Genomic DNA, 13,890 nt, shown 5'->3' with positions numbered 1-13,890 from the left:
TGAGTAATGAAAAGGGTAATTATAGCTGGAATGGGACCGGGCAGTAAAAGCTGCATTACAGAGGAAGTAAAAGCTGCAATTGATAATGCAGAAATTATAATAGGTTCAAAGCGGTTGATAGAGGAATATCCGGATAAAAAGACATTTTATGCTGTAACAGCAGATAATATAGTAAGTATTATCGAGCAGGAAGAGGCACAAGAATATGTTGTGCTTATGTCTGGTGATACCGGATTTTACAGTGGAACAAGAAAGCTTGCAGATGCGCTTGAAGGAAAATATGAATACCGTATCCTGCCTGGAATATCTTCTGTAATATATTTTGCCGCAAGAATAGGAAAGCCTTGGGAAAATGCGGCATTTGTAAGTGTGCATGGAAAAAAACAGAGTTACATACCTGTAGTTTTACAGAATGAGATGACATATTTTCTGACACAGGGAAATGTATCACAGATATGTAAGCAGCTTCAGAGTGTGGGGCTTTCAAAGGCACATGTCTGGATAGGGGAAAATCTTTCATATGAAAATGAAAAGATATCCAGTGGTGAAGTGTCAGAATTTACAGAATATGAGTCAGCAGGGCTTACTGTAATGGCAGTATACAATGATTATTCACATACATTTACTATAACAGGAATTCCTGACAGTTATTTTATCCGTTCAGATGTGCCAATGACTAAGAGGGAAATACGGGCAAGTGTAATCAGCCGTATGGCAGTCAGAAAGAATTCATGTGTGTATGATATAGGCGCAGGAACAGGTTCTGTTTCGGTAGAGCTTGCACTGCATGCACCATACGGAACTGTATATGCGGTTGAGAGAACAGAAGAAGGATGCAGTCTTATTGCCCGTAATGCAGAGAAATTCGGACTTAATAACATAGAGATTATACATGGCAATGCAGCAGATGTAATTGATAATCTTCCAGTGCCGGATGAAGTGTTTATTGGTGGAAGTGGCGGTGAATCAGAATACATTTTTGACAGTATTCTTAGAAAAAATCCCAATGTCCATGTTGTGGCTACAGCAGTAACTTTAGAAACACTACAGGATATGATTTCATTAATGGAAAAGAATAATATGAGCGTACTTGATATAGTCCAGATTGCTGTAACACAGATAAAGAAAACAGGCAGATATCATATGATGTCTGCAAATAATCCAGTATTTATTATAGAGGGAAGGAGAATGCAATGAGTCGTATAATGATAGCCGGAACAGGCAGTGGGTGTGGCAAAACAACAATTGTCTGTGGTTTATGCCAGTGCTTTAAAGATATGGGACTTAAGACATCAGCATTAAAATGCGGACCTGATTATATTGATTCTATGTTTCATTCTCGTGTACTGAATATGCGTACAGGCAATCTTGACAGCTGGTTCTGTGATGATGAGACAATAAAATATCTGCTTGCACGCAAAGAATGTGAGAGTGATATAACCATAGTTGAGGGCGTTATGGGATACTTTGACGGCCAGGGCTTTGGCACGAAGGGAAGCTCCTATGATATAGCAGGCATTACGGATACACCGGTTATACTTATAGTAAACTGCCGTGGGATGAGTAATTCAATAGGTGCAGTCATAAAAGGATATACAGGATATGAAAAAGATAGTCATATCAGAGGTGTGATATTTAACAATTTATCATCCAGATTATATAAAGATGCTGCACAGATGGTTAAAGAGATGGGGATAGAACCATTAGGCTATCTGCCATATAAGAAGGAGGCCGTTCTTGAAAGCCGTCATCTTGGACTTGTTACATCCGCAGAGGTTGAACATTTTCAGGAAAAAGTCACCTGTATTGCAAGTCAGATGAAAGAAACGTTGGATATAGACGGGATTCTTAAGATTGCAGAAAACGCCTCTGAGAATGAAATCCATTACAAAGAAAAGAAAAAGAGAAATCTAAGAATAGCAGTTGCAAAGGATGAAGCATTCTGTTTTCTTTATGAAGATAACCTTGATTATTTAAGACAGAGTGGATGTGAACTTGCATATTTCAGTCCTCTTAAAGACAGCAGTCTTCCTGATAATATAGACGGATTATTATTATATGGGGGATATCCTGAGCTTCATGCAGAAGAACTGTCAGAAAATATATCAATGCGAAAGGATATTGCTGACAGAATACGGTCAGGTCTTCCATGTATAGCGGAGTGTGGCGGGTTTCTATATCTGCATGAGTATCTTGAAACTCCGGAAAAAGAAAAATATCCAATGGCTGGAATTATCAGAGGAACAGGTTATAATGCCGGAAAATTACAGCGTTTCGGGTATATGAGCGTTAAGGCTGCAAAAGATACAATGCTTGCAGATAAAAATCAAAGCTTCCGTGCACATGAATTTCATTATTGGAACAGTGACTGTCCGGGTAGTGATTATGAAGTCATAAAGGCTTCTGATAACAGCACAGCTTCTGCCGGTTACGGAAGTGATACTTTATATGCAGGATTTCCACACATTTATTTTTATGGTAATGAAAATGTGGCAGAGAGATTTATGGATGCATGTATGAAGTATAAGGAGAACAGCAGACAGGCAGCAGAACTTATTCCGGAGCTGGATAATATAAAAGGTATTAATAGAGATGCTGTGATTAAAGCAAAAGCGCACTGGAATGGAATAGCAAAGCCATTACATGGTCTTGGGCTTATGGAAGAAATAATAACACAGATAGCAGGAATCCAGAATACAGTTGATGTACATATAGACAAAAGGGCTGTTATTGTAATGTGTGCAGACAACGGAATAGTTGAAGAGGGAGTTACACAGACAGGACAGGATGTGACTGCAGTTGTAAGCTGCAATATGGCAGATGGAATATCGAGTGTATGCAGAATGGCAGCTTGCAGTAAAACAGAAGTGATTCCTGTAAATATAGGTATTGCAGCAGATAAACTTGCGGATGGAACAGATGTAGGAACTTATAAAGGTCTTGTAAACAGACGGGTTATGACAGGTACGCGAAATTTCCTTAAAGAACCTGCAATGTCACAGGAACAGCTCATACAGGCAGTCCACGAAGGAATTAAGCAGGTGGAATGGTGCAGTGAACAAGGATATAATATTCTTGCTACAGGAGAGATGGGGATTGGCAATACAACTACGAGTACAGCACTTGCAAGTATATTATTAAACCTTGAGCCAGAAGCTGTTACCGGAAGAGGTGCAGGACTTGATGATTCAGGGCTTAAAAGGAAAGTTGAAGTCATTACAAAGGCTAAAGAAATGTATGGCAGATACGCAGACAATCCATTAAAACTTTTACAGAGTATAGGCGGGCTTGATATAGCAGGACTTGTGGGCGTGTATATCGGCGGAGCAGTGTATGGGATACCGGTTGTTGCTGATGGTGTTATCGCGGCGGTTGCAGCGCTTATTGCCGTGAAGCTGCAGCCGGAGATTAATGATTATATTATTGTATCTCATCAGGGAAAAGAACCGGCAATGAAAGCACTTCTTGACAGTCTGGGAAAGAAAGCTGTTATTCATGCAGAGCTTGCATTAGGAGAAGGAACAGGGGCAGTTATGATGTTTCCGCTTTTTGACATGGCTTTGCAGGTGTACAGGGAAAATACTACATTTGACGATATACAGATAGCTGCATATGAGGATTATGGAAAATGTTGATTATAATTACAGGGGTAAGCGGCAGCGGCAAGTCAGAATATGCTGAACAGATATGCTGCCGGCTTGCCGGAGATAATAAAAAATATTATGTGGCAACCATGCAGCCTTTCGGAGAGGAAGGCAGAATAAGAATTGAAAAGCATAAAAGGCAGCGTGAGGGAAAAGGCTTTGAAACGATAGAGCAGTATCAGAATATAGGCAGTGCATTGGATTGCTGTGATAAAGAAGAAAGACCGGTGGTATTAGTTGAATGCATGTCTAACCTTCTTGCCAACGAATGTTTTGGAGAAGCCGGAAAACCAGATGATATATTTGATGGCTGTATGAAACTGTATTCAGGATGCAGGCATCTTGTTATTGTAACAAATGAAGTATTTTCAGACGGATGTGAATATGATGCCGGTACAACTGATTATATCAGGCGGCTTGGGGAGATTAATGTGAGGCTTTCCAGAGCAGCAGATGCAGTTGTAGAAGTTGTATATTCAATTCCTGTATTTTTAAAGGGGGATATTGGCGATGTCGATAATTAAATCACTGGTGATTGCATTTTCAATGTATTCCAAAATACCAATGCCACATCTTGAATTAGATGAAAAAGACATGAAATATGTAATGGGATTCTTTCCGCTGATTGGACTTATAACTGGAGCTTATGTTTATGGATGGATATATGCCGGGGAAATTTTATATGTGCCGGATATAAGCAGGACTTTGGTACTTATCATACTGCCGGTTATTATAACAGGGGGAATCCATGTTGACGGTTATATGGATACATGTGATGCACTTAATTCATATGGTGACAGGGAAAAGAAACTGGCAATATTAAAGGATTCGCATATTGGTGCATTTGCAGTTATTAAACTTCTGGTTTATTATGTGCTGTATTTTGCTGCTGCATTTATTGTTGTACAGAAGGCGGGAAATATGCAGATTATTATTATGGCATTTACTTTTTATCTGTCGAGAATTATCAGCGGACTGGCAGCAGTTAATTTCCGCGGTGCAAGAAATAACGGAATGCTTCATACATTTACAAGTGTTACAGCCAGAAAGAGGGTAAATATAATGCTTGTAATGCAGCTTATATTATGTATTTCATGTATGTGTATGTGCAGTATTATAACAGCAATAGTTGTTGTCATTGTAGCATTCCTTGTTTTACTCTATTACAGGCATATGGCATATAAGCAGTTTGGCGGGGTGACAGGTGACCTTGCGGGCTATCTGCTTTGTGTGAGTGAGTTGTGCATGACGGCTGCAATTGCAGTAATTACATTAATTTAGCCAGCAGAATGGAGATAATATGGAAGTATATTTTGGTGGGGCTTATCAGGGAAAACTTGATTATGTATGTAGTAAGAAAAATATGTCGGTTGTGGCAGATGGGGCAGATTGTAATATTGAAGACCTGGAAAATGCTGAAATATTAAATCATATGCATCTGCTTATAAAAAGATATGTTAAAGAAGGAAAATCAACAGACTCTCTGATAGACAGTCTGTATGATATCAATCCGGAAATTATTATAATATGTGATGAAGTTGGAAGCGGAATTGTTCCGTTAGAAAAAGAGGACAGAATATACAGGGAAGCAGTCGGACGCGTACTTTGCAGTGCAGTTAAGAAGGCTGTGCATGTGGAAAGAGTAATCTGTGGAATAGGACAGTGTCTGAAAGGCGGACAGTAAGGAATATGGAGATTGTATTAATCAGACATGGAGCAACAGCAGGAAACATTGAAAAGAGATATATAGGAACTACGGATGAACCATTGTGTGATACAGGAACGGCACAGATACACGAGTATATGAGTGACAGATGTTATCCACAGGTACAGGCATTATATGTAAGTCCTTTAAAAAGATGCAGTCAGACAGCAGCATTTATATATCCTGACATGAAGCAGATAATTGTGCAGGATTTCAGGGAATGTGACTTTGGTAAATTCGAGGGAAAGAATTATAAAGAACTGACGGGCGATGAGTATTACCAGAAATGGATTGACAGTAATGGAACAATACCTTTTCCGCAGGGAGAAGATATAGCTGATTTCAGGACAAGATGTGTCCATGCGTGGAACAAGGTTGTTAATGAGTGCATGGAATCAGGGGTGGGAACGGCTGCATGTGTTGTTCATGGAGGAACTATAATGGCGGTTTTGTCAGAAATCTATGGTGGATACTATTATGATTATCATTGTGGCAATGGGGATGGATATATCTGCGATGTTACTGAGGAAGGACATATAAGTACAATAAAAAAGATTACGGAGAAATAATGAATAATAATATTTTTACATGTATATTTACATGTCAGACTATAGCAATCATGTGTGGATATGTGCTTGATCTGATTATCGGAGATCCGCACTGGCTGTATCACCCGGTACGCCTGATAGGAAAAATGATTTCATGGCTGGAAAGCATTTTGTTAAAAGAAGAGTATTCACAAGCAAAGAAATATAAAAGAGGCATAGTTCTGGCAGTTTTAACACCATTAATAACAGGTATTGTTACAGCGGGCATACTTGCGGTCTGCTATTATATTAATATAGTGCTTGGATGTGTAGTCGAAACGATTATGTGCTATCAGATTCTTGCTGTGAAATCACTAAAAACAGAGAGCATGAAAGTATATTATGCTTTGAAAAATGAAGGGATTCCACAGGCAAGACAGGCTGTATCAATGATTGTCGGAAGAGATACCAGCCAGCTTGATGAACATGGTATTACGCGTGCGGCTGTTGAGACGGTTGCGGAAAATACATCAGATGGTGTTGTTGCGCCATTGTTTTATATGATGTTTTTCGGTGCTGTCGGGGGCTTCGTATATAAGGCAGTTAATACCATGGATTCAATGATTGGCTATAAGAATGATAAATATCTGCATTTCGGAAGATTTGCGGCTAAAATGGATGATGTTGTGAACTTTATTCCTGCAAGAGCAGGCGGATGTCTTATGGTTGCAGCTGCCGGAATTGCACAGCTTGCAGAAAAGTGTATGGGAAGGAATAAAGATTTATCACATTACAGCATGGGAAATGCATGGAAGATTTTTTTAAGGGACAGAATGAAACACAGCAGTCCTAATTCCGCACAGACAGAATCGGCATGTGCAGGAGCATTGAAGGTTTCTCTGTCAGGAGACAATTATTATTTTGGCAGACTTGTACATAAGCCGCAGATTGGAGATTCAATCCGGGAGCTGGAAATTGAAGATATAAAAAGAAGTAATATTTTATTGTATATCACCGCATTTATTGTGATTATTATTGTGCTCATTATAAGAAGTGCAGTGATGTGTTATTTCTGTTAATCAGACGAAAGGTTATCATTTATGGAAAAACAGATACATGGCGGGAATATCTATGACAAGGAAGTGTCACTTGATTTTTCGGTTAATATTAATCCGCTTGGAATGCCGGATGGAGTGCAGGAAGCGATTCTTAATGATATAAACGGATATGAGACATATCCTGATATCATGTATATGGCGTTAAGAGAGGCAGTTGCCGGTAAGGAGAGGGTACAGGCAGATAGAATACTGTGTGGAAATGGTGCTTCTGAACTTATAATGGCTGTGGTTAGGGCAGTAAGACCTTATAAATGTGCAGTTGCAGCCCCATCTTTTTCGGGATATGAACGCGCTGTCAGTGCATATGGTGCCGGCATCCAATATTATAAACTTGATGAAAAGAATGGATTTGGGTATGCAGATGTATGCGGTCAGCTTAAGGATATGGATATCCAGATGTGTTTTATATGTAATCCCAATAATCCTACAGGAAACCTTATACCTGAAGATATTCTTGTTAATATACTTGATATATGCAGGGACAGGAACATTGTAGTTGTAGCTGATGAGTGCTTTTTAAGGTTTAATCCGCAGTATGAAATTATAAGCTGTAAAAGATTTCTGGATGATTATGATAATCTTGTGATTATAAATGCATTTACAAAGTTTTATGCAATGGCGGGAATTCGATTAGGATATATGATGAGTGCCAATACAGAATTAATTAACAGGGTTTCATTACAGCTTCCGGAATGGAATGTGTCGTCTGTGGCACAGCGTGCAGGAATTGCGGCATTTGCGGATAAAGATTATGAGAAGTATACGCATGAACTTATTCAGAGGGAACGGCAGTTTCTTTTCAATGAATTATCAGATATGAAATGTATTGTTTATCCGTCACAGGCAGATTATTTAACATTCAGACTGCCACAAAGTAAAGCAGGATGCATGATACAGGAAGAATTATTAAAGCATGGGATACTTATACGGTCATGTGGGAGTTATCATAATATGCCGGCTGACTGCTACCGTATAGCAGTAAAGCAGCATGCGGATAATGAAGTTCTTATTAATAATATGAGACAGATACTGGAAGTGTAAAAGAAAGGCAGGGTGCAGTGATTATGGCAAAGAATCTTATGATTCAGGGAACAATGTCTAATGCAGGAAAGAGCATTATAACGGCAGGAATATTAAGAGTGCTGAAGCAGGACGGGTATAATGCAGCACCTTTTAAATCACAGAATATGGCATTGAATTCATACATAACAGCGGATGGTCTGGAAATGGGAAGAGCACAGGTTATGCAGGCAGAAGCGGCAGGAATAGCACCATGTGTAGAAATGAATCCCATATTGTTAAAGCCGACAAGCGATGTGGGTTCACAGGTTATTGTAAACGGAACACCGCTTAAAAATATGCCGGCTAAAGAATATTTCCAGTATAAAAAGAAACTGATTCCTGACATATTAAAAGCCTATGACACTCTTGACAGAAAATATGATGTGATAGTACTTGAGGGCGCAGGAAGTCCGGCAGAGATTAATCTTAAGAAAGATGATATTGTTAATATGGGAATGGCGGAGCTTGTAGATGCACCGGTGCTTCTTGTTGGAGATATTGACCGTGGTGGCGTGTTTGCGCAGCTTGTTGGAACAATCATGCTTCTTGAAGAAAAGGAACGCAGGCGTGTAAAAGGTCTGGTCATGAATAAGTTCCGTGGAGACAGGAAGATACTTGAGCCAGGTATAAAACAGTTATATGACATATGTCCGATTCCTGTTGCCGGGGTAATTCCTTATGTAAGGCTTGATATTGAAGATGAAGACAGCCTTGCTTCAAGGCTTGAAACATCGGACTCAGATGTTTCAGGGGAAAAGCTGGATATAGTTGTAATAAGACTGCCTCATATTTCGAATTTTACAGATTTTAATGCACTCGAAAGGCTGCCGGAGGTTAATTTAAGATATGTCGATAAGGCAGAACAGATAGGAAATCCCAATCTTATAATTCTTCCGGGAAGCAAGAATACCATTAATGATTTAAAATGGCTGCGTAAGAATGGAATTGAAGCACAGATTATAAAATGTGCAAGGCAGGAGATACCTGTATTTGGAATATGTGGTGGTTACCAGATGTTAGGAAATGTTATTGATGATTCATGTAATGCAGAAACCGGTGAGGTTATTCCGGGAATAGGCCTTTTACCAGTTACAACTACATTTACACTGTCTAAGCACCGTACAAGAGCAAGAGGAATAATCTGCAGCCAGTCTGGAATGTGGGAAATGCTTGGGAAGAAAAAATGTGCCGGATATGAAATTCATATGGGAGAGAGTACTGTGGGTGAAGGACAGGCGCATGCATTTGCAAAAATATATAATACTGTCGATGGAACGGAATATATGGATGGGTGTGTCTGTGGGAATGTGGCAGGAACTTATCTTCACGGAATATTTGATGAGAAAGAATTCTGTGACAGTTTTATAAATATGCTTGGTAAAAGATGTGGGATTGCGATACACGGCGGTTCAGACATGAGTTTTGAAGAATATAAGCAGAGAGAGTATGACAAGCTGGCAGATGCAATCCGTGAAAATATGGATATGAAGTATATATATGAAATTATGGGATTGTAGACAGCAGGAAGGGAGATACATTATATGAATAGTATAAAGAAGGCATATTACCATCTTCCGGGGTTGTTTGAATTCTATGAATTGTACGAAGCATTTTTGCCGGTATATCGCCAGCATAGGGAATATTTCTATGACTGGTGTGAGATTGGCTCAATATATGGTGCGCCTGCAGACTGTATCTGGGGCGGCGGACGAATCGGTTCCGGTGAACATGGTGTGCAGGAAGTTATGAATCTGATGAGTGAGTATGGGATATCGGCAAGGCTGACATTCAGCAATTCACTGCTTCGCGAAGAACATTTAGCTGATGAAAAATGTAATGCGTTATGTAAGGCACTTAATGAAAGCGAAGGCATGAGGAATGCAGTCAGCAATGGCGTGATTGTACATTCAGACCTTCTTGCCGGGTATATAAAAAAGCATTATCCCAATCTTTATCTTGTATCATCGACAACGAAGGTGCTGACGGATTTCAATGATTTTCTGGATGAAGTAAAAAGAGAAGATTTCCAGTATGTAGTGCCGGATTTCAGGCTGAATAAAGCATTTGATAAGCTGGCGAAGCTGACAGATAAAGAAAAGGATAAGGTGGAATTCCTGTGTAATGAGTGCTGCTGGTTCGGATGTTACGACAGAAAGAACTGCTATGAGATTGTGAGCCGCCAGAATCTTGGCGAGGACTGTCCAGATCATGTATGCGTTGCACCTGATTCACAGAGTGGATACCGCTTTTCTAAGGCAATGGAGAATCCGGCATTTATCAGTGTTGATGATATAAGGAATACATATATGCCAATGGGATTTTCCAATTTTAAGATTGAAGGACGGGGACTTGGAAGCGCACTGGTGCTGGAATTCCTGTTGTATTACATGATAAAGCCGGAGTACCAGATACATGTAAGAGAAGAGATATATCTGGATAATATGCTGGATTTATTCTGAAAATATTATGAAACTAATATGATTTTTAAGGCACGAAGTACATTGCTTTGTGTCTTTTTTGTCTGAATGCAACTTGGCATGCTGGATGTGGTAAAATGGATTAATAAATACATGAAGTGATTCTCAATAAGGAGGGGCGTATGTCGGATATTATTAAGATAGAACATCTGAATAAATGTTTTGGCGATGTGAAGGCAGTTAATGACTTAAGTTTCCGCGTAAAGAAGGGAGAATTGTTTGCATTTTTAGGTGTAAATGGTGCTGGAAAAAGCACAACGATTTCTATTATATGCGGGCAGTTACGCAAGGACAGCGGAAATGTGTGGATTAAGGATAAAGAAGCAGACAGGGCAGGCAGTGAAACAAAGAGGCTGCTGGGAGTTGTGTTTCAGGACAGTGTTCTTGATAAACCTCTTACAGTTAAGGAGAATCTCAAAAGCAGGGCGGCGTTGTATGGAATTACTGGAAATGCATTTGAAAAAAGACTGGCAGAACTGGTGGAGATACTTGATTTCGGGGATTACATTAACAGACCGGTTGGTAAGCTGTCAGGCGGACAGAGAAGAAGAATTGATATTGCAAGGGCGCTGATTCACAGACCGGAGATACTGATTCTTGATGAGCCGACGACGGGACTTGACCCACAGACAAGGCTTATTATATGGAATGTTATTGAGAGACTTCGTACAGAGGAGAACATGACGGTATTCCTTACAACTCATTACATGGAGGAGGCGGCAAGTGCCGGATATGTTGTGATTCTTGATAAGGGAAGCATCGTGGCAGAGGGAACTCCTTTGGAATTAAAGAATGAATATGTTCATGATACGATATCTTTGTATGGAGTTACAGAGGATGAGATTAAAGCTTTGAAAACAGAGTACAAAGCAATCCGTGATGGTTACAGGATTCAGGTTAAGAACACACTTGAAGCTACGAAAATGATTGTGAAACATCAGGAGATATTCCGTGATTATGAAGTCGTAAAAGGTGGTATGGACGATGTATTTCTTGCTGTGACTGGGAAAATATTGGGAGGTGGTCAGTGATGAAAGAGATAACCGCACTTGTAAGCAGAAACAGAAAACTCTTTTTTAAGGACAAAGGAATGTTATTCTCATCAATGATAACTCCGGTAATTCTTATTGTTTTGTATGCAACATTTTTAGCAAATGTATACAAGGACTCCTTCGTTTCTGCAACTAAGGACATGATTGATTTATCAGACAAAATAATTAACGGCACAGTGGCAGCACAGTTAGCTGCAGCACTTCTTGCAGTAAGCTGTGTAACTGTTACATTCTGCGTCAATCTTACGATGGTTCAGGACAGAGCCAGCGGAGCAAGAAAAGATTTTGATGTTTCGCCTGTAAGCAAAACAAAGATTTATATAGGATATTTCTTATCAACAGTACTTAATTCGCTTATGGTTAATGGCACAGCACTTGCATTATGCCTGCTTTACATATTGAAGATGGGCTGGTATATGAGTGCGTCAGATGTAATATTTGTTATATTGGATATGATTCTGCTGGTGTTATTTGGAAGCACGCTTTCAAGCATTGTAAGCTATCCGCTAAAGACGCAGGGGCAGTTGTCGGCGGTTGGAACAATCGTAAGTGCAGGGTATGGATTTGTGTGTGGTGCATACATGCCGATATCTAATTTTAGTTCAGGGTTGCAGAAAGCATTGTCCTACCTTCCGGGTACATACGGAACTTCCCTGGTTAAGAACCATATGCTAAACGGAGTGTATAAAGAGATGGCAGACACAGGGCTTCCGTCAGAAGCGGTCACAGTCATAAGGAACACTCTCGACTGTAATCCTGTATTCAGGGGACGTGTTGTTGGCGTGCCACAGATGTATTTAATCATGGCTGGGAGTATAGTTGTATTCGGAGCAGCTTATCTTCTGATTATCATGATTCGGGAGAGATAATAATCTTAATATAATCTTAATATCATATAAAAATGCTTAACCCCTTTTTTAACATAATTCTGGTAGATTTCAATTATGTTAGAAAAGGGGAATTTTTTATGTTTGACAACAGGATAAGAAAACATTTGTCATCATTCCGGGTTATAACAATTGGATTTGGTGGATTAATTATATTAGGAGCATTGCTTCTTATGCTGCCGGTTTCATCAGCCAGTGGCTGTGTAACACCGTTTGGTGATGCATTATTTACATCTACATCAGCGGTATGCGTTACCGGATTAGTAGTACTGGATACAGGAAGCTACTGGTCTTTATTTGGACAGCTTGTAATAATTACGCTTATACAGATAGGAGGGCTTGGCGTAATTACTGTTGCTGTTGCATTTTCTTTATTGTCAGGAAAGAAAGTGTCTTTAATGCAGAGAAGCTTTATGCAGGAATCTGTATCAGCACCAGTGGTTGGCGGAGTCGTCAGGCTTACCGGATTTATATTAAAAGGAACATTCATTATAGAATTATCAGGAGCATTGCTTATGATGCCGGTATTCTGCAGAGATTATGGATTGAAAGGAATCTGGTTTGCAATATTTCATTCAATATCAGCATTCTGTAATGCAGGATTTGATGTGCTAGGAACAGCGGATAATCAATTTGCTTCAATGACGACATATGCCTGCAATCCTGTTATTAATATTACATTGATGCTTCTTATTGTGATAGGTGGAATTGGATTTGTTACGTGGGAAGATATTAAGAATAATAAGTATCATTTTAAAAGATATAAGATGCAGAGCAAATTAATAATTGTTACAACAGCCGTTCTTATAACAGTACCTGCAATTATATTTATGATAAATGATATGATGACTGGAAACGAGAAAATGCCTGTATTTAAGGCACTTTTTCAATCAGTGACATTAAGGACTGCGGGATTTAATACGGTTGACCTTAATGCAATGAAACAGGCATCTGTAATGATTATGATAGCTCTTATGCTTATAGGTGGTTCACCAGGTTCAACAGCAGGTGGTATGAAAACAACTACATTTGCAGTTCTTATGGGAAACATGGTTGCAACATTTAAGAGAAATAAGAATATTCATTTTTTTGAAAGAAGAATAGATAACGATACAGTTAAAAATGCAGCTACGATAGCTATGATGTACATTACATTATTTGTTACAGGCGCATTTATTATAAATGTCACAGATGGAATTTCATTAGGGAAATGTCTTTTTGAAACAGCATCAGCAGTAGGTACGGTCGGATTGACATTAGGTATTACTCCACAGCTTGGAATATTATCAAGAATTGTTCTTATTATTCTTATGTTTATGGGCAGAGTTGGTGGTCTTACTTTAATATATGCTGCTTTTTCTGGAAATGGAAACAGCTATTCAAAATTTCCTGAAGAAAAGATTAATATAGGATAGGAG

The 13,890-nt window shown here is 39.2% G+C and carries 13 protein-coding genes; all 13 read left to right on the top strand.

What is annotated here, in order from left to right; translation table 11 throughout:
* Window positions 1-6: 6 nt before the first annotated feature.
* The 13 genes from EUBELI_RS11205 to EUBELI_RS11145 all read left to right on the top strand — a co-directional run bounded on the left by EUBELI_RS11205 (window position 7) and on the right by EUBELI_RS11145 (window position 13,887).
* Window positions 7-1,197, top strand: a complete 1,191-nt coding sequence (locus tag EUBELI_RS11205; protein WP_012740459.1) for a bifunctional cobalt-precorrin-7 (C(5))-methyltransferase/cobalt-precorrin-6B (C(15))-methyltransferase — start codon at window positions 7-9, stop codon at window positions 1,195-1,197.
* A complete protein-coding gene (locus tag EUBELI_RS13775; RefSeq protein WP_012740458.1) occupies window positions 1,194-3,635 on the top strand; it encodes a cobyrinate a,c-diamide synthase in 2,442 nt (813 codons plus the stop codon). Before EUBELI_RS11205 ends, EUBELI_RS13775 begins: the two co-directional genes overlap by 4 nt.
* Complete coding sequence (locus EUBELI_RS11195; RefSeq protein WP_012740457.1) at window positions 3,629-4,168, top strand: bifunctional adenosylcobinamide kinase/adenosylcobinamide-phosphate guanylyltransferase; 540 nt, start codon at window positions 3,629-3,631, stop codon at window positions 4,166-4,168. The genes EUBELI_RS13775 and EUBELI_RS11195 overlap by 7 nt, the downstream gene beginning before the upstream one ends.
* Window positions 4,155-4,925 (top strand): adenosylcobinamide-GDP ribazoletransferase, encoded by a 771-nt coding sequence (locus EUBELI_RS11190; protein ID WP_012740456.1) that lies wholly within the window; start codon window positions 4,155-4,157, stop codon window positions 4,923-4,925. The genes EUBELI_RS11195 and EUBELI_RS11190 overlap by 14 nt, the downstream gene beginning before the upstream one ends.
* A gap of 19 nt (window positions 4,926-4,944) precedes the next feature.
* On the top strand, window positions 4,945-5,328 hold the full coding sequence (locus EUBELI_RS11185) for a bifunctional adenosylcobinamide kinase/adenosylcobinamide-phosphate guanylyltransferase (RefSeq protein WP_012740455.1): 384 nt from the start codon (window positions 4,945-4,947) through the stop codon (window positions 5,326-5,328).
* Between the two features lie 5 nt (window positions 5,329-5,333).
* A complete protein-coding gene (locus tag EUBELI_RS11180) occupies window positions 5,334-5,918 on the top strand; it encodes a histidine phosphatase family protein (protein WP_012740454.1) in 585 nt (194 codons plus the stop codon).
* Complete coding sequence (cbiB, locus tag EUBELI_RS11175) at window positions 5,918-6,955, top strand: adenosylcobinamide-phosphate synthase CbiB (protein WP_012740453.1); 1,038 nt, start codon at window positions 5,918-5,920, stop codon at window positions 6,953-6,955. Before EUBELI_RS11180 ends, cbiB begins: the two co-directional genes overlap by 1 nt.
* Window positions 6,956-6,976: 21 nt before the next feature.
* The gene (locus EUBELI_RS11170) at window positions 6,977-8,035 is read left to right on the top strand and encodes a pyridoxal phosphate-dependent aminotransferase (RefSeq protein WP_012740452.1); all 1,059 of its coding nucleotides are present in this window, start codon (window positions 6,977-6,979) and stop codon (window positions 8,033-8,035) included.
* 23 nt (window positions 8,036-8,058) lie between these two features.
* On the top strand, window positions 8,059-9,573 hold the full coding sequence (locus EUBELI_RS11165; protein WP_012740451.1) for a cobyric acid synthase: 1,515 nt from the start codon (window positions 8,059-8,061) through the stop codon (window positions 9,571-9,573).
* Between the two features lie 24 nt (window positions 9,574-9,597).
* Entirely contained in the window at window positions 9,598-10,515 is a 918-nt protein-coding gene (locus EUBELI_RS11160; RefSeq protein ID WP_012740450.1) for a hypothetical protein, read from the top strand.
* A 140-nt stretch (window positions 10,516-10,655) separates the two neighbouring features.
* Window positions 10,656-11,564 (top strand): ABC transporter ATP-binding protein, encoded by a 909-nt coding sequence (locus EUBELI_RS11155; protein ID WP_041688907.1) that lies wholly within the window; start codon window positions 10,656-10,658, stop codon window positions 11,562-11,564.
* The gene (locus EUBELI_RS11150) at window positions 11,564-12,454 is read left to right on the top strand and encodes an ABC transporter permease (RefSeq protein ID WP_012740448.1); all 891 of its coding nucleotides are present in this window, start codon (window positions 11,564-11,566) and stop codon (window positions 12,452-12,454) included. The genes EUBELI_RS11155 and EUBELI_RS11150 overlap by 1 nt, the downstream gene beginning before the upstream one ends.
* Before the next feature lie 98 nt (window positions 12,455-12,552).
* A complete protein-coding gene (locus EUBELI_RS11145; protein WP_041688906.1) occupies window positions 12,553-13,887 on the top strand; it encodes a TrkH family potassium uptake protein in 1,335 nt (444 codons plus the stop codon).
* The last annotated feature ends 3 nt before the right edge of the window (window positions 13,888-13,890 follow it).

Source organism: [Eubacterium] eligens ATCC 27750 (genome assembly GCF_000146185.1).
In the GTDB taxonomy this organism is placed as follows: domain Bacteria; phylum Bacillota; class Clostridia; order Lachnospirales; family Lachnospiraceae; genus Lachnospira; species Lachnospira eligens.
Note: the sequence above shows the minus strand (reverse complement) of the source record. Positions and strands in the feature narration are given on the sequence as shown.

Coding starts and splice junctions, on each gene's coding strand:
- EUBELI_RS11150 (WP_012740448.1), top strand. CDS start 11,564: ATGAAAGAGATAACCGCACTTGTAAGCAGAAACAGAAAACTCTTTTTT.
- cbiB (WP_012740453.1), top strand. CDS start 5,918: ATGAATAATAATATTTTTACATGTATATTTACATGTCAGACTATAGCA.
- EUBELI_RS11155 (WP_041688907.1), top strand. CDS start 10,656: ATGTCGGATATTATTAAGATAGAACATCTGAATAAATGTTTTGGCGAT.
- EUBELI_RS11185 (WP_012740455.1), top strand. CDS start 4,945: ATGGAAGTATATTTTGGTGGGGCTTATCAGGGAAAACTTGATTATGTA.
- EUBELI_RS11145 (WP_041688906.1), top strand. CDS start 12,553: ATGTTTGACAACAGGATAAGAAAACATTTGTCATCATTCCGGGTTATA.
- EUBELI_RS11170 (WP_012740452.1), top strand. CDS start 6,977: ATGGAAAAACAGATACATGGCGGGAATATCTATGACAAGGAAGTGTCA.
- EUBELI_RS11190 (WP_012740456.1), top strand. CDS start 4,155: ATGTCGATAATTAAATCACTGGTGATTGCATTTTCAATGTATTCCAAA.
- EUBELI_RS11205 (WP_012740459.1), top strand. CDS start 7: ATGAAAAGGGTAATTATAGCTGGAATGGGACCGGGCAGTAAAAGCTGC.
- EUBELI_RS11160 (WP_012740450.1), top strand. CDS start 9,598: ATGAATAGTATAAAGAAGGCATATTACCATCTTCCGGGGTTGTTTGAA.
- EUBELI_RS11180 (WP_012740454.1), top strand. CDS start 5,334: ATGGAGATTGTATTAATCAGACATGGAGCAACAGCAGGAAACATTGAA.
- EUBELI_RS11165 (WP_012740451.1), top strand. CDS start 8,059: ATGGCAAAGAATCTTATGATTCAGGGAACAATGTCTAATGCAGGAAAG.
- EUBELI_RS13775 (WP_012740458.1), top strand. CDS start 1,194: ATGAGTCGTATAATGATAGCCGGAACAGGCAGTGGGTGTGGCAAAACA.
- EUBELI_RS11195 (WP_012740457.1), top strand. CDS start 3,629: ATGTTGATTATAATTACAGGGGTAAGCGGCAGCGGCAAGTCAGAATAT.